The following is a 25,573-nucleotide window of genomic DNA, read 5'->3' as shown; positions in this document are numbered from 1 at the left end:
AGATCTGGCGTCGTACGGCGGGACCGAGCACCGTACGGCGGTACCGGCCGCGCACGGCCGCGGGTCGTACGACCTGATCAGCCGTAGACCGGGCCGGTGTACTTCTCGCCCGGGCCCTGCCCCGGCTCGTCCGGCACCACCGACGCCTCGCGGAAGGCCAGCTGCAACGACTTCAGGCCGTCCCGCAGCGGGGCCGCGTGGTACGAGCCGATCTCGGTGGCGCTCGCCGTCACCAGCCCGGCCAGCGCCTGGATCAGCTTGCGCGCCTCATCCAGGTCCTTGTGGTCCGCGCCCTCCTCGGCCAGGCCCAGGTTCACCGCGGCGGCACTCATCAGGTGCACCGCCACTGTGGTGATCACCTCGACCGCCGGGACGTCCGCGATGTCGCGGGTCAGGTCGTCGAAGTCGGGACCCGGCGCGGTGCCGGCGGAGGGTGCGGGGCCTGGTGCGTCACTCATGGACGACACGATATGCCCCACCCGGCGGGTGCATGGGATGGGGAACTGTGATGTTAGACTTGACGTACGACCGGTCGGGCACCCATGTGTCCGGCCAACAAGTGGAGGCTCCGATCTCCCACCTGATCGGCCGGAAGGCCGACGGGTTCCGGTCAGACGGTACACATCGGCCCGCCGCCGACGGAGTGCCGTCCGATGCGCCCCGCGGAATAACGCGGCGGTGCTCCCGGTTGTGAGGAGCCCCGCCTGTGTCCCGTACGGGGCGTTTTGTGCGCCTTGGGTACGGGGTCGGACACCACAGACAGACCCAGCGCGGCTGTCGGCCAGTCAGCCGCGTAGTGCAACCGAGGAGGCCCCATCAGCGCCGAGCCCCGCATCAACGACCGGATTCGCGTTCCCGAGGTGCGACTTGTCGGTCCCAGTGGCGAGCAGGTCGGCATCGTGCCGCTTGCCAAGGCCCTGGAACTGGCGCAGGAGTACGACCTCGACCTGGTCGAGGTCGCGGCGAACGCCCGTCCGCCCGTGTGCAAGCTCATGGACTACGGGAAGTTCAAGTACGAGTCGGCCATGAAGGCCCGTGAGGCGCGCAAGAACCAGGCGCACACGGTCATCAAGGAGATGAAGCTCCGGCCGAAGATCGACCCGCACGACTACGACACCAAAAAGGGTCACGTCGTCCGGTTCCTCAAGCAGGGCGACAAGGTCAAGATCACGATCATGTTCCGTGGTCGCGAGCAGTCCCGGCCGGAGCTCGGCTACCGGCTGCTGCAGCGGCTCGCGGAGGACGTCCAGGACCTCGGCTTCATCGAGTCGAATCCGAAGCAGGACGGCCGCAACATGATCATGGTCCTCGGTCCGCACAAGAAGAAGACCGAGGCGATGGCCGAGGCCCGCGAGGCACAGGCCGCCCGCAAGGCGGTCCGCCAGGGCGACACCGCCGGTGAGCACACCGACGAGGATGTCGAGGCCGAGGCGGACCACGACGCGGCGGCTCCGGCCGACGCCGGCTGAGGAAACGAGAACAGCCCGGAGCCACCGGCTCCGGGTCGGTAATGCAGGACAGACAGCAGGACTGACGCTCTCCGTGTGCCCACCGGCGCCGGCAGGGCAGCGACGAGGAGACCACGGCGCCATGCCGAAGAACAAGACGCACAGCGGTACCAGCAAGCGCTTCAGGATCACCGGCTCCGGCAAGGTGCTCCGTGAGCGCGCCGGCGTTCGCCACTACCTGGAGCACAAGCCGTCCAGCAAGACGCGCGCCCTGAGCGGCACCGTTGAGGTTGCCAAGTCCGACGCCAAGAAGATCAAGAAGCTTCTCGGCAAGTGACGGCCGCGCCCCTTCGGGGGCGCATCGTCCCGGACCGGGACCCCCATCGTTCCGGACCGCGTGAGTTCCCCCGCGGTCCCCTAGAAGGAGTTATCAAGTGGCACGCGTCAAGCGGGCAGTCAACGCCCAGAAGAAGCGCCGGGCGATCCTGGAGCAGGCCAGCGGTTACCGCGGGCAGCGTTCGCGCCTGTACCGCAAGGCCAAGGAGCAGGTCACCCACTCCCTGGTCTACAACTACAACGACCGCAAGAAGCGCAAGGGCGACTTCCGGCAGCTCTGGATCCAGCGGATCAACGCCGCTGCCCGCGCCAACGGCATCACCTACAACCGCTTCATCCAGGGCCTGAAGGCCGCCAACGTCGAGGTGGACCGCAAGATCCTCGCCGAGCTGGCCGTCAACGACGCCAACGCGTTCGCGACCCTGGTCGAGGTGGCCCAGAAGGCGCTGCCGTCCGACGTGAACGCCCCCAAGGCGGCGTGACGCTCGCGCTCGGCGTAGGCGGAACATGCGGTTCGCGGGCCCGCGGGTGAGTTCTTCCCTGCGGGCCTGTGGCTTGCCCGGTGCCGACCGGCAGGGCGCCGCCGCAATCCGCGCCGCCGGAATCCGCCGTTTCGGCTGAGCACCGCCGCGGCGGACATGATGGCGGCCGCCGGCCCCGCCGGCCCGTCGTCCCTGCCGCTCTCCGCGAATCGAAAGTGCGACCACCTGATGGGCACCCCCGAGCTGACCTCCCTGCGTTCCACGCGGGTCACCGCCGCGCACCGGCTGGCCAAGCGCAGCTTTCGCGGGAAGGAGCGGCGGTTCCTGGTCGAGGGGCCGCAGGCCGTCCGTGAGGCCGCCGCCCACCCCGGCGGTGCGGCCGGCCGTACCCTGATCGAGCTGTACGCCACCCCGGAGGCGGCCGAGCGGCACCCCGACCTGGTCGCCGCGGCCCGCGCCGCGGGCGCGCCCGTGCTGACGGCGACGCCCGAGGTGATCGCGGAGATCTCCGACACCGTCACCCCGCAGGGCCTGGTCGGCGTCTGCCGCTTCCTGGACTCGCCGCTCGACGAGATCCTGCGCTCCGGGCCCCGGCTGGTCGCCGTGCTCGCGCACGTCCGCGACCCCGGCAACGCCGGTACGGTGCTGCGCTGCGCCGACGCGGCCGGCGCCGACGCGGTGCTGCTCACCGACGCGTCCGTCGACCTGTACAACCCCAAGGCGGTCCGCGCCTCGGCCGGCAGCCTCTTCCACCTGCCGGTCGCCGTCGGCGTACCGGTCGAGGAGGCGGCGGCCGGGCTGCGCGCCGCGGGCGTCCGGGTGCTGGCCGCAGACGGCGCGGGCGACCGCGACCTGGACGCGGAGCTGGACGCCGGCGCCATGGGCGTCCCGACCGCCTGGATCTTCGGCAACGAGGCGTGGGGCCTGCCCGAGCCGACCCGCGCGCTGGCCGACGAGGTGGTCCGGGTACCGCTGCACGGCCGGGCGGAAAGCCTCAACCTCGCCACCGCCGCCGCGGTCTGCCTGTACGCCTCGGCCAGGGCACAGCGTGCTCCCGGAGGGTGCCGCCACGCCGTGCGCACCTAGTAAGGTGGCGGCCCGGGGGACCCTGAGAGGGGATGGCGGGATGGACGTGACGGTACGGAGCAGCGGCGCGCTGCCGGTGCGGCCCGCTGAACCTGCCGGTCCCGCTCCGCAGCCCGCGCCCGCACCAGGGCCGCACGCCGTGCCCGATCCCGCGCCCGGGCCGCACGCCGCCCCCGGTCCTGATCCCGCCGCCGCGCCCGGCCCGCACGCCGCACCCGAGCCCGCCGCCGACCCGGCTCCGGGAGCCGCCGATCCGACCCGGGCCCGTGAGCACCCCGCGCATCCCGCTCACCCCGTGCCCGTCGAGCAGGACCCCGGCGACGACCTCCGCGACGACCTCCGCGGCGGCTGGCCCGGCATCGACCCGGACGACCTGCCCGACGGCCTGGTGATCGCCGACGAGGCCGGCAAGGTGGTCTGCTTCAACGCCGCCGCCGCCCGGATCACCGCACTGCGCCGGCAGGACGTGCTCGGCCGGCCCTTGCAGCAGGCGCTGCCGCTCGAAGACCTCGAAGGCCGCCGCTGGTGGCAGCTCACCGACCCCTACGGCGGCCTGGCCATCCGGGTAGGCCAGCCGGAGCGCAACCTGCTGCTGCCCGGCGGCCGTGAGGTGCTGGTCGCCGCCCGCTACGTGCGTGACGAGCCGGGAGGCCCGGTCCGCCGGCTGGTGGTCACGCTGCGCGGCACCGAGGCCCGGCGGCGTACCGAGCGCAGCCACGCCGAGCTGATCGCCACCGTCGCCCACGAGCTGCGCTCCCCGCTGACCTCGGTCAAGGGCTTCACGGCGACGCTGCTCGCCAAGTGGGAGCGCTTCACCGAGGACCAGAAGAAGCTGATGCTGGAGACGGTGGACTCCGACGCCAACCGGGTCACCCGGCTGATCGCCGAGCTGCTCGACATCTCCCGGATCGACTCGGGCCGCCTCGAAGTGCGCCGCCAGCCGGTGAAGATCGCGGAGCGGATCCAGCGGCATGTGGACGCGCACGTGGCGGCCGGCCAGGAGCCCGACCGCTTCAAGCTGCGGGTGACCGGGCCGCTGCCCGCGCTGTGGGCCGACCCCGACAAGGTCGACCAGATCCTCGGCAACCTGCTGGAAAACGCGGTGCGGCACGGCGAGGGAACTGTCACCATCGTCGTGGCGCCCTCCTCCTTCCCGCGCGAGCCGGGCGGTGACGGCACAGCGGTCACCGTGAGCGACGAGGGCCCGGGTATCCCGGAGGAGTCCATGAGTCGCGTCTTCACCCGCTTCTGGCGGGGCAGCAAGCGGGGCGGCACCGGGCTCGGCCTGTACATCGTCAAGGGCATCGTCGAGGCGCACGGCGGCAGCATCACCGTCGGCCGGGCCCCCGGGGGCGGCGCCGAGTTCCGATTTATCCTGCCCGTCGGGGCACCCGCCTTCATGGCCTGAGCGAGCAGCGGAGCAGCCTCCGCGGACTCCTCGCAGGCCATCGCCGGGACAGCCGCCGACGGGCGCAGCAGCCGGTCCTCGCGCCGCCAGTAGAATCGGGCCTTGGTATGTGTCCGGTCGGGCAGCCTCCAGCGGAGGCCGGCCCTGGGAGGCGCCTCCAGCACCATCCACTTCGGAACGGGAAAATCGGGTAAAGATGTCGGCACCCAATAAGTCGTACGACCCTGTCGAGGTCGAGGCGTTGAAGCCGGAGCAGATCGACCGGATGCGCCAGGAGGCGATCTCCGCGATCACCGCCGCCGCCGATCTCGACGCGCTCGCCCAGGTCAAGACCGCGCACACCGGTGGCACCTCGCCGCTGGCGCTGGCCAACCGGGAGATCGGCGCGCTGCCGCCGCAGGCCAAGGCGGAGGCCGGCAAGCGGGTCGGCCAGGCCCGCGGCGCGGTCAACAAGGCGCTCGCCGCCCGGCAGGCGGAGCTGGAGGAGGAGCGGGACACCCGGGTCCTGGTCGAGGAGGCCGTCGATGTCACGCTGCCCTACGACCGCCGCCCGGCGGGTGCCAGGCACCCGCTGACCACGCTGTCCGAGCGGATCGAGGACGTCTTCGTCGCGATGGGCTACGAGGTCGCCGAGGGCCCCGAGGTCGAGGCCGACTGGTTCAACTTCGACGCGCTGAACTTCCCGCCCGACCACCCGGCCAGGGAGACCCAGGACACCTTCTTCGTCCAGGGCCCCGACGGCCAGGAGCAGTCCGGCGTCGTGCTGCGCACCCACACCTCGCCGGTGCAGATCCGCGCGCTGCTGGACCGGGAGCTGCCGGTCTATGTGATCGCGCCCGGCCGGGTCTACCGGTCCGACGAGCTGGACGCCACCCACACGCCGGTGTTCTCGCAGGTCGAACTGCTCGCGGTGGACGAGGGCCTGACCATGGCCGACCTCAAGGGCACCCTGGACCACATGGTGGTCTCGCTGTTCGGCGAGGGGATGACGACCCGGCTGCGGCCGAACTACTTCCCGTTCACCGAGCCGTCCGCCGAGATGGACATGCTCTGCTACGTGTGCCGCGGCGAGTCGGTCGGCAACCCGGACCGCCCCTGCCGTACCTGCTCCTCCGAGGGCTGGATCGAGCTGGGCGGCTGCGGCATGGTCAACCCGCAGGTGCTGATCGCCTGCGGTGTCGACCCGGGGCGCTACAGCGGCTTCGCGTTCGGCTTCGGTATCGAGCGCATGCTCATGTTCCGGCACAACGTCGAGGACATGCGAGACATCGTCGAGGGTGACGTGCGGTTCACCCTCCCGTTCGGGATGGAGATCTGATGCGGGTCCCGCTTTCTTGGCTGCGGGAGTACGTCGATCTGCCCGCCGGTGCCACCGGCCGCGACGTCCAGGCCAAGCTCATTTCCGCCGGCCTCGAGGTCGAGACCGTCGAGCAGCTGGGCGCCGGGCTCAAGGGCCCGCTGGTGGTCGGCAAGGTGCTCACCATCGAGGAGCTGGAGGGCTTCAAGAAGCCGATCCGCTTCTGCACGGTGGACGTCGGCGACGCCAACGGGACGGGTGAGCCGCAGGAGATCGTCTGCGGCGCCCGCAACTTCGCGGTCGGCGACAAGGTCGTGGTGATCCTGCCCGGCGGCGTGCTGCCCGGCGACTTCCAGATCTCCGCCCGCAAGACCTACGGCCACACCTCGCACGGCATGATCTGCTCGGCCGCCGAACTGGGCATGGGCGAGGACCACTCCGGCATCGTCGTGCTGCCGCCGGAGCACGAGGCAGGCGCCGACGCGATCGAGCTGCTCGAACTGGTCGACGAGGTGCTCGACATCGCCGTCACCCCGGACCGCGGCTACTGCCTGTCGCTGCGCGGGGTGGCCCGCGAGGCCGCCATCGCCTACGGCCTGCTGCTGCGCGACCCGGCGCTGCTCGACGTGCCGACGCCCAACGCGGCCGGCTACCCGGTCCAGGTCGCCGACCCGCTGGGCTGCGACCGCTTCACCGCCCGTACGGTCTCCGGCCTCGACCCCGAGGCGCGGTCGCCGATCTGGCTCCAGCGGCGGCTGCAGAAGGTCGGCATGCGCCCGATCTCGCTGGCCGTGGACGTCACCAACTACGTGATGTTCGAGCTGGGCCAGCCGCTGCACGCCTACGACAGGTCGCGGCTGGACGGACCCATCGGCGTCCGGCGCGCCCAGGCCGGCGAGAAGCTGACCACGCTCGACGGGGTGCAGCGGGTGCTCAGCGCCGAGGACCTGGTGATCACCGACAACTCCGGCGCGATCGGCCTGGCCGGGGTGATGGGCGGCGCGCACACCGAGATCGCCGACGCCACCGCGGACCCGGAGACCGGCCGGATCACCGGCACCACCGACATCGTCATCGAGGCCGCGCACTTCGCGCCGGTCAGCGTGGCCCGCACCGCGCGCCGCCACAAGCTCGGCTCCGAGGCCTCCCGGCGCTTCGAGCGCGGCACCGACCCGATGACCACGTCGGCCGCCGCCCAGCGTGCCGTCGACCTGCTCACCGGACTGGCCGGCGGCATCGCGGAGGAGGGCGTCACCGAGACCGTCACCCCGTCCGGGCCGCGGACCGTCGCCATGCACGCCGACCACCCGGACCGCGTCGCGGGCACCGAGTACGGCCGGGAGACCGTGGTGCGCCGCCTCCAGGAGATCGGCTGCGACGTCTCGGGCGCCGACGAGCTGCTCGTCACCGTGCCCAGCTGGCGGCCCGACCTGGCCTTCCCCAACGACCTGGCGGAAGAGGTGATCAGGCTCGAAGGCTACGAGAACCTGCCCACCACGCTGCCGAGGCCGCCGGCCGGCCGCGGGCTGACCGAGTCGCAGCTGCTGCGCCGCCGGGTCGGCCGCGCGCTGGCCGGCGCCGGCTACGTCGAGGCGCCCAGCTACCCGTTCCTCGGTGCGGAGGTCTTCGACCAACTCGGGCTGCCGGCCGACGACCCGCGGCGCAGCACCGTCAAGCTGGTCAACCCGCTCTACGACACCGAGCCCGCGCTGCGCACCACCCTGCTGCCCGGGCTGCTGGCCACGCTGCGGCGCAACGACGGCCGCGGCGCGCACGACCTGGCCCTGTTCGAGACGGGCCTGGTGTTCCTGCCCACCGGCCAGGAGACGGCGCCGCCGCGGCTCGCGGTGGACCGGCGGCCGACCGACGAGGAGCTGGAGAGCCTGCGGGCCGCACTGCCCGACCAGCCGCTGCACGTCGCGGTCGTCCTGGCCGGCGCCCGCGAGCAGGCCGGCTGGTGGGGCGGCGGGCACCCGGCGGGCTGGGCCGACGCGATCGAGGCCGCCCGCACCGTGGCCGGTGAGGCGGGGCTCGCGCTGACCGTACGGCGGGACCGCTTCGAGCCGTTCCACCCGGGCCGGTGCGCGGCACTGGTCGCCATGGTGGACGGCACGGAGGTGTTGCTCGGCCACGCGGGCGAGCTACACCCCCGGGTCACCAAGGCGCTCGGACTCCCGGCCAGGACCTGCGCCATGGAGCTCGACCTCGACCAGGCCGAGGCGGCCGGCGGCGCGCGGGCCGAGGGTCCGCGGGTGTCCACCTACCCGGTGGCCACCCAGGACGTGGCGCTCGTCGTCGACTCCTCGGTGCCCGCCGCCGACGTGGAGCGGGCGCTGCGCGAGGGCGCGGGCGAACTGCTGGAATCCATCCGGCTGTTCGACATCTTCACCGGCGAGCAGATCGGCGAGGGCCGCAAGTCCATGGCCTACGCGCTGCGGTTCCGTGCTCCCGACCGCACGCTGACGGCCGAGGAGGCCAGCGCGGCCAGGGACGCGGCGGTCGCCGCGGCCACCGCCGCCACCGGGGCCACGCTGCGCGGCGCCTGACGTCGTCTCAGCCTATGGAGGGGGCCGCCCGGATGTTCCGGGCGGCCCCCTTCGCCGTGTTCGGGTTCGAGTCGGGGGTTTCGTAGCTCTTTCGAGTGATTGGGTCCAGCGGCGGTGGGCGCGGCCGGGGGGAATCGACACAATCGAGGGCGACGCGGGAGCCGGGCGGGGCCTGTCGGACAGGCCCTCGCGGGCGCGCCGCTCAGGACCACCGCTTACGACGACTGCTGACGACGACTGCTGACGACCACTGCCTACGCCGCTGCTTCAGGGGGAGCCTCCACGGATGATGCTCAACCGAGCGGTCGGCGCTCTGCGCCGGCTCAGCTGGGCACTGCTGCCCGCCGCCTGGGCGGCGGCGGTGGGGCTGCTGGCCTGGTGGCTGCCCGACGGCTCCGACGTGCTGCCGGCCCTCGCCGTCGCCCCCGCGCTGACCTGCGCGATCGGCGCCCGGCGCGGCCGGGTGCTCGGCATGGGCGCGCTGACCCTCGCGGAGCTGGCGGGCGAACTGGCCGACGACTCGCTCAGTGTCTCGGGCCCGGTGCTCGGAGCGGCGGCGACGCTGGTCGCGGTGATGGTCGCCGGCGGCTGGACGGCCGGGCGCCGCACGCTGCTGTCCGCCGAACTCGACCGCACCCGGGAGATCGCGGTGGCCGCCCAGCAGGTGCTGGTCCGCCCGCTGCCCTGCCGGGTCGGCGACTGGACGGTCGCGGGGGAGTACCTGTCCGCGAGCCGCGGCGCCCGGGTCGGCGGCGACTTCTACGAGGTGCTGGCCACGCCCTACGGGGTCCGCGCGCTGATCGGTGACGCCCGCGGGCACGGGCTGCCCGCCATCGGCATGGTCGCCGCGCTGCTCGGCAGCTTCCGGGAGGCCGCCCACCAGGAGCCGGAGCTCTCCGGTGTGGTCGGCCGGCTCGACGGCGCGCTGCGCAGGCACCTGCGGGACCGGGCGCAGGGCGAGCACCCGGCGGTCTGCGGGTCCGGGCCGCGGGAACCGGTGGCGGAGGAGTTCGCCACCGCGCAGTTCGTCCAGCTCACCGACGACGGGGTGTTCCAGGCCGTCAACTGCGGCCACCCGCAGCCGTATCTGCTCGACGAGGCCGACGGGGCCAGCGCGCTGCCGCTGGGCGAGCCGCTGCCGCCGCTCGGGCTGTTCGACCCCGCGCAGACCGTCACGCCGGTGACCTGCGGGCGGGTCGCGGCGGGGGAGGGGCTGCTGCTGCACACCGACGGGCTGCCCGACGCGCGGGACCCCGCCGGGCGCTTCTTCCCGCTGTCCGCGGCACTGACCGACGCCACCCGGCCGCCGCTGTCCGGACGGGACGTGGCCGCGGCGCTGCGGGCCGCCGTCGTCCGCCACACCGGTGGCGCCTGCGCGGACGACGTGGCGCTGCTCGTGCTCGTACGGGACCCGGTCCGGATCACCGGCCGGCCGCGGGCCGCCGCGCTCTCCGGAGTGCCGCTGCGCTGATCGGGTCCTTCCTTGGTAGACATGGGCGCATTGTCCTTGTACGGGCCGATGTGAGGAGAGGGCGCAATGACCACAGTGGCGACCGGTCAGCGCGGACCGGACGGCGATTTCGCCGTGCCGGTGGGGGAGTTGCTGGCCGTCATCGGTCCGGCCGGGCCCGGACGCAGCGGGATGCTTGCCGGGATCGGGGGGCGGATGCGGCTGCGGGGCGGGCCCGCGCACCCGGTGCGGCGCCGGGTCGGCGTCGCCAGGACCTTCGGGGCGGCGGCCCCTGACCGCTACGACCGGGTCGGCGAGCTGCTCGACCTCGCGGCGGTCCAGGCGGGCCGGCGGATCGGCGCGCCCGACGTGACCCGCGCTCTGGCCGCCGCCGGCCTGCGCGTGGAGGACCACCCCCCGGCCGACGCTCCTCCCGGTGTGCTGCCCCGCGGCACCCGCTACGAGCACCTTTCCCCGGTGGACCAGCTCCTGCTGACGGTGGCGCTCGCGCTGATCCCCCGCCCGGACGCGCTGCTGGTGGACGGCGTCGACGCCCCGCCCGACGAGCCCGCCGCCCACCGCGTGTGGGCCACCCTCCACGACCTCACGACATCCGTCCCCCTGGTAGCCGCGGCAACCACGTCCCCCTCCCCGGCCACCTCCTTCGCCCACCGCACGATCTTCCTCCCGACGTAGCCCCCTTCGGCCGCGGGCCCACTGTGATGGGCGGCGCAGTTCCCCCTTGGGGTGCTGGCGGTCGGCGGTCGGGTGCGGGCGCGTCGTGGCTTGTCGCGCAGTTCCCCGCGCCCCTGGGGGTGGTGGCGGTTGGTGGTCGGGTGCGGGCTCGTCGTGGCTTGCCGCGCAGTTCCCCGCGCCCCCGAACGGGGCCCACCCGGCCGGGGGAACGTGCCCCGAAGGGGCGCGGGGAACTGCGCGAATGGCCACGGCGGCGGTGCAGCCGGGAGACGAGCTCGGCCGTCGCGGCGAGTGGCCGTTTGGGGGCGCGGGGAACTGCGCGCTCAGCCACAGCGGGCCGGCAGACGGGGGGCGGTCGGAAGCGTGGCGGCGGGTGGCCGCAAAGGGGCGCGGGGAACTGCGCGACAAGCCACGGCGGCGGTGCAGCCGGGGGACGGTCGGAAGCCACGCGGCGGGTAGCCGCATACCGGGTCAGCCCGCGGAGCTGAGCGCCGCGACGATCGCCGTCGCCAACGCCTCACGCCGGGCCGGCGTGAAAGACCGGTCCGCCAGGACGGAGACCCGCCAGTACAGCGGCCCCGCCAGCAAATCGAGAGCGAGCTCCACATCAGAGCTCGCGACAAGCTCACCCCGCGCCACCGCCTGGCGGACGATCGCCGCCGCCACCCCACCCTGCGCCTCCCGCAACCCCTCCCGCAGCGCCTCCCCGAGCTCGGGGCTCCGCGCCGCCTCCGCCAGCAGGTCGGGGATGATCTGCGCGGCGACCGGATGCCGCAGCGCCCGCTCGCTCACTTCGAGCAGCGCCCGCACATCCCCCAGCAGCGTCCCGGTGTCGGGCGTCGGCAGCCCCCCGGCCGCCACCGCCGGCACCAGGTCGAGCACGAGCGGCAGCTTGGAGCGCCACCGCCGGTAGACCGCCGCCTTGCCCACGCCCGCCCGCCGGGCGATCGCCTCTATCGACATCCGCCCGTAGCCGACGGCGGCCAGCTCCGCGAAGACGGCCGCCCTGATCGCCTCGGTCACGTCCTCGCGCAGTACGGCCGCGCCGGCCGGTACGCGCCGCGCGGGCGCCGGATCCGCAGTCATACCGTCACCCTATCGTGCGCCGATACCTCACCGTTGCGACGGAACGGTGACGTTCCATCCTTGCGAACGGCCACCTCCCTGCCCTACGGTCGGAAACGACGATACGGTCCCGTTCCGTCGTAACGCCCACCCGACCCCCGAGGCAGCCCATGCCCACCGCCCTCGCCCCCGCCCTCGCGCCCGCCGCAGACCCCGCCTCCGTCCCCGCCGCCGTTTTCGCGACCGCCCACGGCCTGACCGTGAGCGGCGCCCGTCCCGGCATCGTGGAGTACACCCGGCAGCTGTGGCGCCGCCGGCACTTCATCACCGAGTTCGCCGCCGCCCGGCAGTCCGCCGTGTACACCGACGCTCGGCTCGGCCAGCTCTGGCAGGTGCTGACGCCGCTGTTCAACGCCGGCGTCTACTTCCTGGTCTTCGGCGCCCTGCTCGGCTCGGGCAAGGGCATCCCCGACTACATCCCGTTCCTGTGCACCGGCATCTTCGTCTTCACCTTCACCCAGTCGGCCGTACTGGCCGGCACCCGCTCGGTCAGCGCCAACCTGGGCCTGGTCCGCGCCCTGCACTTTCCGCGCGCCTGCCTCCCGCTGGCCGACACCCTGCTCCAGCTCCGGCAGCTGCTGCTGTCGCTCGGCGTGCTCGCCGTCATCGTGGTCGCCACCGGAGTCCCGATCACCGCCCGCTGGCTGCTGGCCGTGCCCGCGCTGGCCCTGCAGGCCGTCTTCAACGCGGGCGCGGCCCTGGCGATGGCCAGGATCGGCGCGCGGACCACCGACGTCGCCCAGCTCCTGCCGTTCCTCCTGCGCACCTGGATGTACATGTCGGGGATCTTCTACGACCTGTCCCGGATCACCGCGGGCCTGCCGCGGCCGGTGATCGTGCTGCTGGACGTCAACCCCGCACGGGTGTACGTCGGACTCATGCGCTACGCGCTGATCGACAGCGTCAGCCGGGCCCAGCTGCCGCCCCACGTGTGGCCGCTCGCCCTGATCTGGGCGACTGTGGCCGGAGGTGCTGGGTACGCGTTCTTCTGGTCGTCCGAGGAGGAGTACGGACGTGGCTGAGCAAACCGGACAGTCGGCCGTCCCGGCGTTGCAGGCGGAGGAAGCGCCGAAGCAGGCGCCCCCCGCCCGCGCGCCGCAGGCCGGCCCGCCCCTGTCAGGGGCCCCGCAGGCCGACGCCGACCTGGACCAGAGCGGGCAGGCGCCCGCCGACCCGGCGTCCCGCGTGCCGACCGTCGTCGTGGACGACCTGCACGTCACCTACCGGATCCACGGCGCCGGCTCGGGCAAGGGCAACGCCACCGCCGCACTGCACCGGCTGGTGGCCCGCAAGAGCTCGCCGAGCGTCCATCTGGTGCACGCCATCAGGGGCATCAGCTTCACGGCCTACCGCGGTGAGGCCGTCGGCATCATCGGCTCCAACGGCTCCGGCAAGTCCACCCTGCTCAAGGCCATCGCGGGCCTGCTCCCGCCGGACCGCGGCAAGGTCTACACCGACGGCCAGCCGTCCCTGCTGGGCGTGAACGCGGCGCTGATGAACGACCTGACGGGCGAGCGCAACGTGATCCTCGGCGGTCTCGCGATGGGCATGTCGCAGGAGGAGATCCGGGAGCGCTACGCGGGGATCGTCGAGTTCTCCGGGATCAACGAGAAGGACGACTTCATCTCGCTGCCGATGCGGACGTACTCCTCGGGTATGGCGGCGCGGCTGCGGTTCTCGATCGCGGCGGCCAAGAACCACGACGTGCTGATGATCGACGAGGCGCTGGCCACCGGTGACCGGGCGTTCCAGAAGCGCTCGGAAGAGCGGATCCGGGAGCTGCGCAAGGAGGCCGGCACCGTCTTCCTGGTCAGCCACAACAACAACTCCATCCGCGACACCTGCGACCGGGTGCTGTGGATCGAGAAGGGCGTGCTGCTGATGGACGGCCCGACCGAGGAGGTCGTGGCCGCCTACGAGGACAACGGCTGAACCTCCCGGTCAGTACGCGTAGAAGCCCGCGCTCGTCTTGCGGCCGAGCCGCCCCGCGTCCACCATCCGCTGCAGGATCGGCGGCGCCGCGTACAGCGGCTCCTTGTACTCGTGGTACATCGAGTCGGCGATCGCCGCGATCGTGTCGAGGCCGATCAGATCGGACAGCTTGAGCGGCCCCATCGGGTGCGCGCAGCCCATCTCCATACCGTTGTCGATGTCCTCGCGGGTGGCGATGCCCGACTCGAACATCCGGATCGCCGACAGCAGATAGGGCACCAGCAGGGCGTTCACCACGAAGCCCGAGCGGTCCTGGGCGCGGATCGCGTGCTTGCCGAGTACCTCGGTGACCAGGTGCTCGGCGCGCTTGACGGTGTCGCTGCCGGTGGTCAGCGCCGGGATCAGCTCGACCAGCTTCTGCACCGGGGCGGGGTTGAAGAAGTGGATGCCGAGCACCTGGTCGGGCCGGGAGGTGGCGACCGCGAGCCTGACCAGCGGGATGGAGGAGGTGTTCGAGGCCAGGATGGCGTCCCGGCGGGTGACCACCTGGTCGAGCACCCGGAAGATGTCGGTCTTGACCTGCTCGTTCTCCACGACGGCCTCGATCACCAGATCCCGGTCGGCGAACTCGCCGAGGTCGGTGGTGAAGGTCAGCCGGCTCAGCGCCGCGTCCCGTTCCGCCTCGGTGATCTTGCCGCGTTCCGCCGCCTTGCCGAGCGAGTTGGTGAGCCGGGTCCTGCCCAGTTCCAGCGCCTCGCCGGTGGTCTCCGCGACCCGGACGTCCAGGCCGGCCTTCGCGCACACCTCGGCGATCCCGGAACCCATCTGGCCGGCGCCGACCACTCCGACGCGCTCGATGTCACTCACTCGTCCAGCTCCTCGCCGCCGCTCACCCGTCGATTACCGGACAGACGTTACCGGTGGGTGAGGACACCCGGACCAGAGGGTTGCTCCGGCGGCGTGAGGCGGCCATCATCGGCGGATCGCGACCGATGATCGTTCCACTGACGCTCCACTGACCGCACCGGTCGACCGCAGCAGTGACCGCTCCAGGAGGCTCCGATGAACCGGCTCCCGCGCAGGACTTTCACCGCCGCGGCGGCGGGTGTGCTCGCCACGACGGTGGTGCCGGCCTCGGCGCGGGCCGCCGACCGGGACGCCTCCGCCGGCCCGGACACCTCCGGAGAACACGGACACCCGGGCCAGGACCACGGCGGCGGCCGGCACCGCTCGGGCCACCGCGAACTGCGCGGCATGTGGATCGCCACCGTGGCCAACACCGACTGGCCCTCGGCCCCCGGGCTGCCCGTCGAGCAGCAGCGCGCCGAACTGCTCGCCCTGCTCGACACCGCCGTGCGGCTGCGGCTGAACGCCGTGATGTTCCAGGTCAGGCCGACCGCCGACGCCTTCTGGCCGTCGCCGTACGAGCCCTGGTCGGCGTATCTCACCGGCACCCAGGGCCGCGACCCCGGCTGGGACCCGCTGGGCACCGCCGTCCGCGAGGCGCACCGCCGCGGCCTCGAACTGCACGCCTGGTTCAACCCGTACCGGATCGCCAACAGCGCCGACCCGTCCCAGCTCGCGGCCACCCACCCGGCCAGGCTGCACCCGGACTGGACGGTCGTCTACGGCGGCAAGCTCTACTACAACCCCGGCCTGCCGCAGGTCCGCCGCTTCGTCCAGGACGCGATGCTGGACGCGGTACGCCGCTACCCGATCGACGCCGTGCACTGGGACGACTACTTCTACCCGTACCCGGTGGCCGGCCAGGTCTTCGACGACGACGCGGCCTGGGCCCGCTACGGCGGCGGCTTCACCGACCGGGACGCCTGGCGGCGGCACAACACCGACCTGCTGGTCAGCGAGACGGCCGCCCGGATCAAGCAGATCAGGCCCGGCACGCAGTTCGGCATCAGCCCGTTCGGCGTCTGGCGCAACGCCGCCTCCGACCCGCTCGGCTCGGCCACCACCGCGGGCGTGCAGACGTACGACGACCTGCACGCGGACACCCGCGGCTGGGTGAAGAAGGAATGGATCGACTACATCGTTCCTCAGGTGTACTGGAACATCGGCTTCGCCGCCGCGGACTACGCCGTGCTGGTGCCCTGGTGGTCCGACGTGGTGGCCGGCACCAGGGTCCGGCTGTACATCGGCGAGGCGCTCTACAAGGTGGGCGACCCGGCGCAGCCGGCGCAGTGGCAGGACCCGGCCGAGCTGTCGAAGCACCTCACGTTCGACCAGGACTTCCCGCAGGTGCGCGGCAATGTGTACTTCTCCGCCACCCAGGTCACGGCCGACCCGCTCGGCGCGATGAGCCGGGTGGTCGCCGACCACTATCCCTGCCGAGTGCGGACTCCCTGACCGTACCGATGAGTTGACGCGAGCGGATCGAGGGCTCTGCCTGCCCCTTTCCGCCGCTTCGGCATGTCCGGAACCCGGGGCGCGGCGAACTTGGTCCAAACGCTTGACGCCTGTGTGCGCATCCGATGGTATGCGATGGAAAACCTTCGAAAAAGTTCGTTGTTGTTCAACTGGTGACTGCCGAACCCGTGCTGACTGCCGATCAGGGCTCGGCCCCGGCGGGGTTCGCGGCGGTCCGAGGTAAAGGACGCACATGAGGCACAGGCACAGAACATTCCTGCGGGCGGTGACCGGCGTCGCACTGTCGGGGCTGCTGGGCAGCGCGCTGGTCATGGCGGCCGGCGGGCCGTCCACCGCCGCTGAGTCCACCGCCGCGCAGAACCCCGCGGGGTCCTGGACGGTGAACGGGCCGGGCAAGTCGGCGGTCAGCGCGGACCTCGCCCTCGACTCCGCGGGTGAACTCCACCTCTCGGTGGACAGCGGCGGCGCCCCGGTGCTGCTGCCCGGCCGGCTCGGGATCCGCACCGACCAGCACGACCTGACGGCGGGTCTGAAGCTGGCGAAGATACAGGAGCGCACCGTCCACGAGTCGTACACCATGACCACCGGCAAGCAGCTGAAGCGCTCGGCCACGATGCGGGAGGCCACATTCACCTTCCGCGGCGCCGGCGGCGCCCAACTGGGCGTGGTGGTAAGGGTGTCGGACGACGGTGTCGCCTACCGCTACCTGCTGAACGACCAGGGGCCGGTGACCGTGACCGGTGAGGCCTCGACGTTCGAGCTGCCGACCGACGCCAGGGCCTGGGTCCAGCCGTACTCAAGCAGCTACGAGACCGAGCGGACCGAGACCACCGCGGGCGCGGCCAACGCGGCGCAGCCCAGGACCTGCACCAGCGACACCTGCTCCTTCGGCTACCCGACGCTGTTCGAAGTCGGCAGCACCTACGTCCTTCTGACCGAGGCGGACGTCAACGGCCGCTACTCCGGCAGCCACCTGGACCACGTGGACGGCAGCTCCTCCTACTCGGTCGCGCTGGCGGACAACGCGCCCGTCACCTCGCAGGGGCCGCTGGCCACGCCGTGGCGCACCGCGATCGTCGGCAGCCTGGACACGCTGGTCGGCTCCACTCTGGTGGACGACCTCGCGCCGCCCGCGCAGTTCAAGGACACCTCCTGGATACGGCCGGGCGTGGACGACTGGTCCTGGCTGAGCAACGGTTCGAGCCCGAGCGACTTCGACCGGCAGAAGGACTTCGTCGATTACGCGGCCCAACACGGCCTGCAGTACACGCTCGTGGACGCCGGATGGCAGGCGAGCTGGGTCCCGGAGCTGGTCCGCTACGCGCGGGCCAGGGGTGTCGATGTGATCCTCTGGTTCGCCTGGACCGACCTCAAGACGCAGGCGCAGCGCGACACCTGGTTCGCCAAGCTCAAGGCGTGGGGCGTCGCGGGCGTCAAGGTCGACTACATGGACTCCGACTCCCAGTCCACGTTCCAGTGGTACGACGCGATCCTGCACGACACGGCCAAGGCCAAGCTCATGATCGACTTCCACGGCGCCACGATCCCGCGCGGCCTGCAGCGCACCTGGCCGCAGGTGATGAGCGTGGAGGCCGTCCGCGGTGAGGAGAACGGGCAGAACCCGACCCGGGACATCTTCCTCGCCTTCACCCGGAACATCGTCGGCTCGATGGACTACACCCCGACCTGGTTCTCCCGCCCCGACCGCAAGGACTCGCTGGCGCACGAGCTGGCACTGCCGGTGGTCTACGAGTCCGGCTGGACCAGCCTCGGCGACAACCCCGAGGGCTTCGCCGCGCAGCCGGTGGCCGAGCGCTACCTCGAACAGCTCCCCACCACCTGGGACGAGACCCATCTCGTCTCCGGCGGACCCGGCGCGCAGCCGGCCGGCGACCGGCAGGCCGTCATCGCCCGCCGCAGCGGCGACCGCTGGTTCGTCGGCGGCATCCTGGCCGGCACCAGCGACACGATGAAGGCGCCGCTCGGCTTCCTCGGCAAGGGCAAGTGGCTGGTGGAGACCATCGCCGACAACGGCGGCCAACTGCGCCGCACCGTCAGCACGTTGACCGCCAAGGACACCCTCGCGGTGCCCGCCGCCGCCGACGGCGGCTTCGTCGCGGTGGCCTGCCCCGCCACCAAGGGCCGCGCCGACTGCGACGAGCCGGTCGTCACCGCGCCCGCCACCACCCTCACGCTCGACCCGGCGACGGCGACCGTGAGCCCGGGAGCGAGCACCGGAGTGGACGCCACGTTCGTGCTTCCGCAGGGCGTCGCGCTGCACCAGGTGCGGATGACGCTGGACCGCGACCGGCTCCCGGCCGGCTGGTCCGCCACTGGCAACGATGTCACGGCCGGCTCGCTCAAGGCCGGCAAGGAACTGGACGGCCACTGGGACGTGACGGTCGGCAAGGACCAGCCGGGCGGCGAGGTGGACGTGCCCGTGGTCGTCACCTACGCCAACCCGGCCGGCGGGAAGGCGCCGCCGATCCACGTCGAGGAGGTCGTCCAGGTCTCCATCCCGCTGCACGGCACCGTCTACGCCAGTGACCAGCCGTTCCTGACCGAGACCAACGGCTACGGGCCGGTCGAGCGTGACCAGTCCAACGGCGAGGCCGGCGGCCAGGACGGCGGCCCGCTGACGATCGGCGGCACCGTCTACGCCAAGGGCCTCGGCGTCAACGCCCCGTCCCAGGTGCAGATCGACCTCCAGGGCCGCTGCACCCGCTTCGACGCGCACGTCGGCGTCGACGACGACACGAAGGGCAACGGAAGCGTCACCTTCACCGTCCTCGGTGACGACGGCAAGCAGCTCGCCGCCACCGGCGTGCTCCACGGCGGCGAGAAGGAGACCGACCTGACCGCCGACGTCACCGGCGTCCACACCCTCACCCTCGCGGTGGGCGACGGCGGCGACAACAAGAACTACGACCACGCGGATTGGGGGCTGGCCCAGATCACCTGCCTGGACTGACCCGGCAGTTGCGCGCAGGGTTCCCGCCCGCTGCCCCGGCACCGTTCCCAACGGTGCCGGGGCAGCGGCAATTGGGTCGAACGCGTGGACGCCCGGCTGTTACGGTCGGGCCGTGGCGAAACTCAATCAGATCATCGCAGTGGAGAAGGGCGTCAAGTCCAAGGCGCAGCAGGAGCTGACCGGTGCGCACCGCGACCTGGCCAAGCCCGTACTGCTCTCCGGCATCTCGCGCACCTACCAGCCCAAGGACGAGGAAGGCGAGCAACTGCCGCCCGAGTCCACCCGGGTGCAGCTCCAGGCCGAGAGCGTGCTGCGGTCCACCGCCGCCGCCCTGACCCGGCTCTTCGATGTGACCGCCACCAAGGACTGGGCCAACTGCGAGGCACGCGCCGACGTGACGGTCGACGGCCGGGTCGTCGTCAGCGACGTACCCGTGTCGTACCTGCTGTTCCTGGAGAAGCAACTCACCGAGCTGCACGCCTTCATCAGGTCGCTGCCGGTGCTCGACGCCTCCGAGTCGTGGAACCTGGACGCCTCCACGGACTCCTGGAAGACCGAGCCGGTGCGCACCATCCGCACCAAGAAGGTGCCGCGCAACCACGTGAAGGCCGAGGCCACCGAGAAGCACCCGGCGCAGGTCGAGGTGTACTACGAGGACGTGCCGGTCGGCTACTGGACCACGGTGAAGTTCTCCGGCGCGCTGCCCGCCCGCCGGGTCAACGAGATCCTGGAGCGGGTGGAGAAGACGCAGCAGGCCGTCAAGTTCGCCCGCGAGGAGGCCAACGGCGCCGAGGTCACCGACCGGCGGGTCGGCGACGCCGTACTGGGGTACCTGCTGGGACCCTGACCACAGACCCCCTCCCGCCCGAGTGCGGGAGGGTGCGCCAGGAGCGCGAAGCTGAAACTGAAGTTCGTCATGAGGCGGCCGGCCCGGTCAAGGGCGGTCGCGGTCAAGCTCAGACTATTGCTCCAGACTCAGCATTCGCCGCCGATCGCCGGACCGCCCGGCGCGGGCTTGGCCGTCAGGTGCCGGTTCGAATCCGGTCCGCCGCTCTCCGTGCGGCGGTAGTTCAATGGCAGAACGAGACGGCGTGACGATTGACCCGCGGCCAACTGGTGCGGCGTGCCATATGGGCGGCATTCGAGGGGCCCGGGGGTTGGACACACCCCCGGGTCCCGCTCCGTTTCCCGGCCCCCCGCCGGAGCCGGGCCACCCGGCCGGCGGGCCCCGCGTGGTGATCCGGCCGCCGCCCGGGACCGTAGGGTGGGCGCACGATGAACCGTTTGACGACGTCATGGGGCGAATACGATCTCGCCCGCTATCCCGAAGACCCCCGCGACCAGCTGCGTGCCTGGGACGCTGCCGACGACTACCTGCTGCGGCACCTCGCCGAGGGCACCGGCGAACGCGGCCCGGTGGAACTCGGCGGCTCCGTGGTGGTGCTCGGCGACCGCTGGGGCGCGCTGACCACCGCGCTCGCCGGCCACTCGCCGGTGCAGATCACCGACTCCTTCCTCACCCAGCAGGCCACCCGCGCGAACCTGGACCGCAACGCGGCTGAGGCGCCCGGGGAACGGCCGCAGGCCAGGCTGCTGTCCGCCCGGGACACCCCGCCGGACCGGATCGACGTCCTGCTCGTCCGGGTGCCCAAGAACCTGGCGTTCCTCGAGGACCAGCTGCGACGGCTGGCACCGGGCCTGCACCCGGGCACGGTCGTCGTCGGCACCGGCATGGTCACCGAGATCCACACCTCGACGCTGGCGCTGTTCGAGCGGTTCATCGGCCTGACGCGGACGTCACTCGCGGTGCGGAAGGCGCGGCTGATCTTCAGCACGCCGGACGGGAGCGGGGCCGCGTCCTCATCCGCGTCCGGTTCCGCATCCGAGGCCGACTCCGGCCGCTGGCCGCTGCGTTACGCGCTGCCCGACGACCTCGGGGCGCCGCTGGCCGGCGTCACGGTCACCAACCACGCGGGAATCTTCTGCGCCGACCGGCTCGACATCGGCACCCGCTTCCTGCTCCGCCACCTGCCGGAACGCGGCGGCCCCGACCGGGTGGTGGACCTCGGTTGCGGCAACGGCGTGGTCGGTACCGCCGTGGCGCTGGCCAACCCCGCCGCCCGGCTGACCTTCCTCGACGAGTCGTTCTCCGCGGTCGAGTCGGCGCGGGCCACCTTCCAGGACAACCTGGGGCCCGACGCGAAGGCGGAGTTCCTGGTCGCCGACGGTCTGACCGGGGCCGAGCCGGAGTCCGCCGACCTGGTGCTGAACAACCCGCCGTTCCACAGCCACCAGGCGACCACCGACGCGATCGCCTGGCGGATGTTCACCGGGGCCCGGCACGCGCTGCGCCCCGGCGGCGAGTTGTGGGTGATCGGCAACCGGCATCTGGGCTACCACGTCAAGCTGCGGCGGCTGTTCGGCAACTGCCACACCGTGGCGAGCGACCCGAAGTTCGTGGTGCTGCGGGCGGTCAAGCGCTGACCACGCGGTCCGGCCGGCTTGGCGGGCTTGACCCTGACGTGCGGGTCAGGGGTTAGCGTCTCGGCGCCGTACGGACCTCCCGTGCGGCGACCGGACGCCGAACGCACGAGGAGCGCCGCGCCATGCCCGTGGACCCCATCACCGCAGACCCCGAATCCGCCGAGCCCAGCACCGTAGACCCCGGCCCCGCACAGGCCGGCACCGTGAGTGAACTGCCCGGCACTTCCCGGGAGGTCAGGCTCGCCGCCGTGCCGCGCGGACTGCCCGGGCCGGAGGACTTCGAGGTGGTGCGGACCCCGCTGCCGGTGCCCGGCCCCGGCGAACTCCTCGTCCGCAACCGGTACTTCCACGTCGCGGCCGCCCTGCGCACGATCGTCGGCGGCGAGGTGGAGGACGCGCCCTTCCCGCCGCTGCGCCCGGGTGACACGCTGATCGGCGCGTCGGTCGGCGAGGTCGTGACGGCCGCCGCCGACGGCGGGCCGCGGGTCGGTGACCTCGTCTCGCACTGGTACGGCTGGCGGGAGTACGCGGCCGTGCCCGTCGCCGAGGCCACCTTGCTAGGGGACGTGCTGCCCGATCCGGCCGCGCACCTCTCGCAGGGCGCGACCGCGTACAGCGCGCTGACCCGGGGCGCCGAACTGCGCGAAGGGGACACCGTGTTCGTCTCCGGCGGGGCCGGCGCGGTCGGCTCGCTCGCCGGGCAGATCGCCAGGCTGCTGGGCGCCGGCCGGGTGATCGGCAGCACCGGTTCGCCGGCGAAGGCGGAGCGGATGGTGGCGGAGCTCGGCTACGACGCCGTCGTGATCCGGGGCGCGGAACCCCTCGCCGGGCAGCTGGCGAAGGCCGCGCCCGACGGCATCGACGTGCTGCTGGACAACGTCGGCGGCGAGCAGCTGCGGGCGGCCCTCGCGGTGGCCAGGCCGCAGGCGCGTTTCGTCCTGGTCGGCGCGCTGTCCGGGCAGCTGGCGGCGGACAGCTCCGGCGGCAGCGCGCCGGTCGAGATCGACTCTTATGCGGTGATCCTGAAGCGGATCGGCATCCGCGGCTTCAGCGGGCTCGACCACCCGCAGGGCCGGCAGGAGTGGAACGAGCGCTTCGCGGGCTGGCTGCGGGCGGGGAAGATCACCTTCCCGCACGTCCGGGTCGCGGGCATCGAACGCGGGCCCCAGGCGTTGTCCGAGGTGATCGGCGGCGCGCACGTGGGCGCGGTGCTGGTCAGCCTGGACGGCTGACGCGCTGACGTCCTGCGGACCGACGTCCCGAGGGCTGACGGACGCGGGCGGGCCGGATCGAACGGATCCGGCTCGGCGGGAACGCGGGGCCGGTGCCGGATCGTTATGCAGGGCGGGAGAGAACGGAGGGGGGCACGAATGAGAATCGGCGACGCGGCGGCGGCCGCGGGCACCACACCGCGCGCGCTGCGCTTCTACGAGCAGCGCGGACTGCTTCCGCCACCGGCCCGCACCGCGACCGGCCAGCGGCAGTACGGGCCGCGCGAGGTCGCCCGGGTCAGGGTGATCCGGCAGCTGCTCGCGCTCGGACTGACCGTCGAGGACGTGCGTGACTGCGCGGACCGCCTGCACCTGCTGGACGAGGACGCGCTGCCGGTCTGCGGCGGCCCCGAAGGGGCATGCGCGACGACCGCACCGGTCATCGCCCATCGCCTGTCCGCCCTCGACGCGGAGATAGCCCGGCTGACGCAGCTGCGGGCGCAACTGCTCGCCAGGGTCACCCCGGCCGGGGTGGGTGTCACCTCATGATCGGCGTGCTTCCGCCGCCGATCCGGATCAGAGGTTGGTGAGCTTGTTGTAAGGGCTCATGATGCGGTGCTGCGTCGAGCCGAAGTCCACGAGCACCGCGACGCCTTCCTCGACACCGGTGACCCGTCCCAGGCCGTACACATCGTGCGTGACGCGGTTGCCTACGGCGAAAACCTTCAGGGGCGCCGCCGCCGAGGCCTTGAACGGGCTGGTCGGCAGGACGCGCTTCTTTACCTCGGGCTTTGTCATCAGAGCTCCATTATGCGCCCCCGGCCCCCCGCGCTGCGATCCTCAGCGGCTTTTTTACTCACGGGGGAGGCCCGCGGGGGCTGTCGGCATGCGATCTTCCGCAGCCCGTCACCCTGCATAAACTGCCACGCAGCCACCGATACCGGCACGTGTGCACCGCGTCCTGAGCCCCGGAAAAGGGCCGCCGAATCCGGTCCCGATCCGCGGCCCGGCGGCTGCCCCACGCCCGGTTCACCGGCCCCGGGCAGGGGCCGCCGTCGCCCGTCCGGCGGCTGTTGCGGTGCCGTGGGCGCCCACGGCTTCCAGGCTGCTGTCATGGCATCTCCTGTTCCGGGCATACCGCCGCGATCGGTCTGGAAGACGGTCGGCTGCGTCCTGGCGGTCGTGATCCTGCTGGCCGCCGCGTGGCCCGTGGCGAGCCGGCTGCTGGCCGGTGAACGGTTGCCGGCGTCGGGCGCCCTGCTGGAGCCGGGCCCCGGAGAGGCCGGCGCCGAGCTCCGCACGCGTCCGGCCGCGTGGTCGCCGGTCTCGCCCGCCGCCGGTCCCGAGCACCGGTACGTGCGCTCGCACCGCGGCCCCGACCTGACCGCGTCCTTCGTGGACGTCGGCGACCCGGCGGACGTGCCCCGGCTGTGGTCCGGGCTGCGGAAGGTGCTGCCGGTGTCCGGCGCGAGCAGCCGGCCCGAGCCGGCCCAGGGCCTGCCGTCCCCGAAGACCCCCGCCCCGATCGCAGCCGAGACCCCCGCCGGGACCGCGCCCCGTACCGCCGCCTGAGCCCCCGCCCGGCCTACCCGGCCGTATCGCGCCGGCCGACCGGCCCGCCCGGATTCCTGCCTGAGCTGGCCCCGGACCTGCCCGCCCGGATTGCCGCCTGAGCTGCCCCCCGACCTGTCCGGCCGGGACCGTCGCCTGAACCGCCCCCGGAGCGTCGGGGCCCCGCCCAGGCCGCAGCGCACGCCGGTGACACCCGGCCGAGACGCCGGCGACACGGGGTGTCGGCGGCCGCGTCCGTACCGTGTCGGCGTGCTGTCGCCGCACCGGCCCACGATGGCCCGCATGACCGAACTTCACGTGACACTCGATGACGGCAGCTCCATCACGGCCCGCGACGAGGGCAGCGGCCCCGTCCTGCTGTGCCTGCACCCGGGCGGCGGTGACGAGACCGCCTGGGACCTGGTGGCGGCCGAGCTGACCGGCGACTTCCGGGTGGTCAGGGTCCGGCGCCGGATCTACGTCTCCGGCGCGGCCATTTCCACCGCGCACTCGATGGCGGTCGAGGCCGCCGACATCCTGGCGATCGCCGGGCTGCTCGATCGGCCGGTGTTCCTGGTCGGGCACTCCTCGGGCGGGGTCGCGGCGCTGGAGGCCGCGCTCGCCGATCCGTCGGCGTTCGCCGGCCTCTTCCTCTACGAGCCGCCGATGCCCACCAGCGCACCGCTCGCGGGGGAGGACGGCGCCAGAGCCCGTGCGGCGGTCGACGCCGGCGACCTGGCCGAGGCGATGCGGATCCACATGCGCGACATCGTCCGGATGCCCGCCGAGGAGGTGGACGCGATGTTCGCCGACGACGGCATCCGCGCCGCGTTCGCCGCCCAGGCCGCCGCGCAGATCACCGACGACGAGGCGATCGACGCGCTCGGTGTCGGCATCGAGCGCTTCAGGACGCTCGACCTGCCCACCACCCTGCTCCAGGGCGACCTGAGCCCCGCCCACCTGCGGGCCAGGGTGACCGATCTGGCCGCCACCCTGCCGAACGCCCGGGTGCTCACTCTCAGGGGCCAGGGCCACATCGCCCACTTCACCGCCCCCGACGTCCTGGCCGCCGCGATCCGCGAGGCGGCCGTCAAGGCGCTCCGCTGACCCGAAGGGCGATTCCGAGGGGCCGGGACGGGATAGGGGCCGGACGCCACCACGCCCGGCC

General features: G+C 72.8%; 23 protein-coding genes. 19 read left to right on the top strand and 4 right to left on the bottom strand.

Annotated features, from left to right (window positions below):
• Window positions 1–77 precede the first annotated feature (77 nt).
• The gene (locus ACQPW6_RS04925) at window positions 78–458 is read right to left on the bottom strand and encodes a DUF1844 domain-containing protein (protein WP_433888294.1); all 381 of its coding nucleotides are present in this window, start codon (window positions 456–458) and stop codon (window positions 78–80) included.
• 357 nt (window positions 459–815) lie between these two features.
• Between ACQPW6_RS04925 and infC the strand changes: the two genes are divergently transcribed.
• The 9 genes from infC to ACQPW6_RS04880 all read left to right on the top strand — a co-directional run bounded on the left by infC (window position 816) and on the right by ACQPW6_RS04880 (window position 10,749).
• The gene (gene infC, locus ACQPW6_RS04920; RefSeq protein WP_433894421.1) at window positions 816–1,469 is read left to right on the top strand and encodes a translation initiation factor IF-3; all 654 of its coding nucleotides are present in this window, start codon (window positions 816–818) and stop codon (window positions 1,467–1,469) included.
• Window positions 1,470–1,590: 121 nt separating this feature from the next.
• Window positions 1,591–1,785: a 50S ribosomal protein L35 gene (rpmI, locus tag ACQPW6_RS04915; RefSeq protein ID WP_433888293.1), complete on the top strand. Its 195-nt coding sequence runs from the start codon at window positions 1,591–1,593 to the stop codon at window positions 1,783–1,785.
• 97 nt (window positions 1,786–1,882) lie between these two features.
• On the top strand, window positions 1,883–2,266 hold the full coding sequence (rplT, locus tag ACQPW6_RS04910) for a 50S ribosomal protein L20 (protein WP_093739444.1): 384 nt from the start codon (window positions 1,883–1,885) through the stop codon (window positions 2,264–2,266).
• 228 nt (window positions 2,267–2,494) lie between these two features.
• Window positions 2,495–3,352, top strand: a complete 858-nt coding sequence (locus tag ACQPW6_RS04905) for a TrmH family RNA methyltransferase (protein ID WP_433888292.1) — start codon at window positions 2,495–2,497, stop codon at window positions 3,350–3,352.
• Between the two features lie 40 nt (window positions 3,353–3,392).
• Window positions 3,393–4,760 carry a sensor histidine kinase gene (locus tag ACQPW6_RS04900; RefSeq protein WP_433888291.1) on the top strand — a complete coding sequence of 456 codons (1,368 nt, stop codon included), beginning with the start codon at window positions 3,393–3,395 and terminating at the stop codon, window positions 4,758–4,760.
• Window positions 4,761–4,956: 196 nt separating this feature from the next.
• A complete protein-coding gene (gene pheS / locus ACQPW6_RS04895; protein ID WP_433888290.1) occupies window positions 4,957–6,078 on the top strand; it encodes a phenylalanine--tRNA ligase subunit alpha in 1,122 nt (373 codons plus the stop codon).
• Window positions 6,078–8,603 (top strand): phenylalanine--tRNA ligase subunit beta, encoded by a 2,526-nt coding sequence (gene pheT, locus ACQPW6_RS04890; RefSeq protein ID WP_433888289.1) that lies wholly within the window; start codon window positions 6,078–6,080, stop codon window positions 8,601–8,603. The genes pheS and pheT overlap by 1 nt, the downstream gene beginning before the upstream one ends.
• A gap of 286 nt (window positions 8,604–8,889) precedes the next feature.
• Window positions 8,890–10,074 (top strand): PP2C family protein-serine/threonine phosphatase, encoded by a 1,185-nt coding sequence (locus ACQPW6_RS04885; protein WP_433888288.1) that lies wholly within the window; start codon window positions 8,890–8,892, stop codon window positions 10,072–10,074.
• Window positions 10,075–10,140: 66 nt separating this feature from the next.
• Window positions 10,141–10,749, top strand: coding sequence for an ABC transporter ATP-binding protein (locus tag ACQPW6_RS04880; protein ID WP_433888287.1), 609 nt, complete (start codon window positions 10,141–10,143; stop codon window positions 10,747–10,749).
• 471 nt (window positions 10,750–11,220) lie between these two features.
• On the opposite strand, the gene ACQPW6_RS04875 is transcribed toward ACQPW6_RS04880, so the two are convergent.
• The gene (locus ACQPW6_RS04875; protein ID WP_433888286.1) at window positions 11,221–11,835 is read right to left on the bottom strand and encodes a TetR/AcrR family transcriptional regulator; all 615 of its coding nucleotides are present in this window, start codon (window positions 11,833–11,835) and stop codon (window positions 11,221–11,223) included.
• Between the two features lie 149 nt (window positions 11,836–11,984).
• On the opposite strand from ACQPW6_RS04875, the gene ACQPW6_RS04870 reads away from it, so the two are divergent.
• Window positions 11,985–12,896 carry an ABC transporter permease gene (locus ACQPW6_RS04870; RefSeq protein WP_433888285.1) on the top strand — a complete coding sequence of 304 codons (912 nt, stop codon included), beginning with the start codon at window positions 11,985–11,987 and terminating at the stop codon, window positions 12,894–12,896.
• A gap of 121 nt (window positions 12,897–13,017) precedes the next feature.
• Window positions 13,018–13,806: an ABC transporter ATP-binding protein gene (locus tag ACQPW6_RS04865; RefSeq protein ID WP_433894420.1), complete on the top strand. Its 789-nt coding sequence runs from the start codon at window positions 13,018–13,020 to the stop codon at window positions 13,804–13,806.
• A 9-nt stretch (window positions 13,807–13,815) separates the two neighbouring features.
• Here the strand turns inward: ACQPW6_RS04865 and ACQPW6_RS04860 are convergent, their stop codons facing one another.
• Window positions 13,816–14,673 (bottom strand): 3-hydroxybutyryl-CoA dehydrogenase, encoded by an 858-nt coding sequence (locus tag ACQPW6_RS04860; RefSeq protein ID WP_433888284.1) that lies wholly within the window; start codon window positions 14,671–14,673, stop codon window positions 13,816–13,818.
• A 195-nt stretch (window positions 14,674–14,868) separates the two neighbouring features.
• Here ACQPW6_RS04860 and ACQPW6_RS04855 point away from each other — a divergent pair, with 195 nt between their 5' ends.
• The 6 genes from ACQPW6_RS04855 to ACQPW6_RS04830 all read left to right on the top strand — a co-directional run bounded on the left by ACQPW6_RS04855 (window position 14,869) and on the right by ACQPW6_RS04830 (window position 23,403).
• Window positions 14,869–16,167 carry a glycoside hydrolase family 10 protein gene (locus tag ACQPW6_RS04855; RefSeq protein WP_433888283.1) on the top strand — a complete coding sequence of 433 codons (1,299 nt, stop codon included), beginning with the start codon at window positions 14,869–14,871 and terminating at the stop codon, window positions 16,165–16,167.
• Window positions 16,168–16,420: 253 nt separating this feature from the next.
• A complete protein-coding gene (locus ACQPW6_RS04850) occupies window positions 16,421–19,159 on the top strand; it encodes a glycoside hydrolase family 97 catalytic domain-containing protein (RefSeq protein WP_433888282.1) in 2,739 nt (912 codons plus the stop codon).
• A 112-nt stretch (window positions 19,160–19,271) separates the two neighbouring features.
• The gene (locus ACQPW6_RS04845) at window positions 19,272–20,006 is read left to right on the top strand and encodes a hypothetical protein (protein ID WP_433888281.1); all 735 of its coding nucleotides are present in this window, start codon (window positions 19,272–19,274) and stop codon (window positions 20,004–20,006) included.
• 428 nt (window positions 20,007–20,434) lie between these two features.
• Window positions 20,435–21,643 (top strand): methyltransferase, encoded by a 1,209-nt coding sequence (locus tag ACQPW6_RS04840; RefSeq protein WP_433888280.1) that lies wholly within the window; start codon window positions 20,435–20,437, stop codon window positions 21,641–21,643.
• Window positions 21,644–21,765: 122 nt separating this feature from the next.
• On the top strand, window positions 21,766–22,875 hold the full coding sequence (locus tag ACQPW6_RS04835) for an MDR family NADP-dependent oxidoreductase (RefSeq protein ID WP_433888279.1): 1,110 nt from the start codon (window positions 21,766–21,768) through the stop codon (window positions 22,873–22,875).
• A gap of 138 nt (window positions 22,876–23,013) precedes the next feature.
• Window positions 23,014–23,403: a MerR family transcriptional regulator gene (locus ACQPW6_RS04830; RefSeq protein ID WP_433888278.1), complete on the top strand. Its 390-nt coding sequence runs from the start codon at window positions 23,014–23,016 to the stop codon at window positions 23,401–23,403.
• Window positions 23,404–23,430: 27 nt separating this feature from the next.
• Here the strand turns inward: ACQPW6_RS04830 and ACQPW6_RS04825 are convergent, their stop codons facing one another.
• Window positions 23,431–23,652 (bottom strand): hypothetical protein, encoded by a 222-nt coding sequence (locus ACQPW6_RS04825; RefSeq protein WP_433888277.1) that lies wholly within the window; start codon window positions 23,650–23,652, stop codon window positions 23,431–23,433.
• Between the two features lie 315 nt (window positions 23,653–23,967).
• On the opposite strand from ACQPW6_RS04825, the gene ACQPW6_RS04820 reads away from it, so the two are divergent.
• Together ACQPW6_RS04820 and ACQPW6_RS04815 are read left to right on the top strand one after the other, a co-directional pair.
• Entirely contained in the window at window positions 23,968–24,426 is a 459-nt protein-coding gene (locus tag ACQPW6_RS04820) for a hypothetical protein (protein ID WP_433888276.1), read from the top strand.
• A gap of 282 nt (window positions 24,427–24,708) precedes the next feature.
• Window positions 24,709–25,512, top strand: coding sequence for an alpha/beta fold hydrolase (locus tag ACQPW6_RS04815; protein ID WP_433888275.1), 804 nt, complete (start codon window positions 24,709–24,711; stop codon window positions 25,510–25,512).
• Window positions 25,513–25,573: the final 61 nt, after the last annotated feature.

Origin of the sequence: Streptomyces sp. CA-111067, assembly GCF_050956065.1 — a bacterium.
GTDB lineage: Bacteria > Actinomycetota > Actinomycetes > Streptomycetales > Streptomycetaceae > Actinacidiphila.
This window is presented reverse-complemented; position numbering and strand designations above follow the sequence as displayed.

What these genes read in the sequence shown, in the direction of transcription:
- ACQPW6_RS04885 (WP_433888288.1), top strand. Translation starts at nt 8,890, where the DNA reads ATGATGCTCAACCGAGCGGTCGGCGCTCTGCGCCGGCTCAGCTGGGCA.
- ACQPW6_RS04815 (WP_433888275.1), top strand. Translation starts at nt 24,709, where the DNA reads ATGACCGAACTTCACGTGACACTCGATGACGGCAGCTCCATCACGGCC.
- ACQPW6_RS04825 (WP_433888277.1), bottom strand. Translation starts at nt 23,652, where the DNA reads ATGACAAAGCCCGAGGTAAAGAAGCGCGTCCTGCCGACCAGCCCGTTC.
- rpmI (WP_433888293.1), top strand. Translation starts at nt 1,591, where the DNA reads ATGCCGAAGAACAAGACGCACAGCGGTACCAGCAAGCGCTTCAGGATC.
- ACQPW6_RS04840 (WP_433888280.1), top strand. Translation starts at nt 20,435, where the DNA reads ATGAACCGTTTGACGACGTCATGGGGCGAATACGATCTCGCCCGCTAT.
- pheS (WP_433888290.1), top strand. Translation starts at nt 4,957, where the DNA reads ATGTCGGCACCCAATAAGTCGTACGACCCTGTCGAGGTCGAGGCGTTG.
- ACQPW6_RS04850 (WP_433888282.1), top strand. Translation starts at nt 16,421, where the DNA reads ATGAGGCACAGGCACAGAACATTCCTGCGGGCGGTGACCGGCGTCGCA.
- ACQPW6_RS04820 (WP_433888276.1), top strand. Translation starts at nt 23,968, where the DNA reads ATGGCATCTCCTGTTCCGGGCATACCGCCGCGATCGGTCTGGAAGACG.
- ACQPW6_RS04855 (WP_433888283.1), top strand. Translation starts at nt 14,869, where the DNA reads ATGAACCGGCTCCCGCGCAGGACTTTCACCGCCGCGGCGGCGGGTGTG.
- pheT (WP_433888289.1), top strand. Translation starts at nt 6,078, where the DNA reads ATGCGGGTCCCGCTTTCTTGGCTGCGGGAGTACGTCGATCTGCCCGCC.
- ACQPW6_RS04870 (WP_433888285.1), top strand. Translation starts at nt 11,985, where the DNA reads ATGCCCACCGCCCTCGCCCCCGCCCTCGCGCCCGCCGCAGACCCCGCC.
- ACQPW6_RS04925 (WP_433888294.1), bottom strand. Translation starts at nt 458, where the DNA reads ATGAGTGACGCACCAGGCCCCGCACCCTCCGCCGGCACCGCGCCGGGT.
- ACQPW6_RS04905 (WP_433888292.1), top strand. Translation starts at nt 2,495, where the DNA reads ATGGGCACCCCCGAGCTGACCTCCCTGCGTTCCACGCGGGTCACCGCC.
- ACQPW6_RS04835 (WP_433888279.1), top strand. Translation starts at nt 21,766, where the DNA reads ATGCCCGTGGACCCCATCACCGCAGACCCCGAATCCGCCGAGCCCAGC.
- ACQPW6_RS04880 (WP_433888287.1), top strand. Translation starts at nt 10,141, where the DNA reads ATGACCACAGTGGCGACCGGTCAGCGCGGACCGGACGGCGATTTCGCC.
- ACQPW6_RS04875 (WP_433888286.1), bottom strand. Translation starts at nt 11,835, where the DNA reads ATGACTGCGGATCCGGCGCCCGCGCGGCGCGTACCGGCCGGCGCGGCC.
- ACQPW6_RS04830 (WP_433888278.1), top strand. Translation starts at nt 23,014, where the DNA reads ATGAGAATCGGCGACGCGGCGGCGGCCGCGGGCACCACACCGCGCGCG.
- ACQPW6_RS04900 (WP_433888291.1), top strand. Translation starts at nt 3,393, where the DNA reads ATGGACGTGACGGTACGGAGCAGCGGCGCGCTGCCGGTGCGGCCCGCT.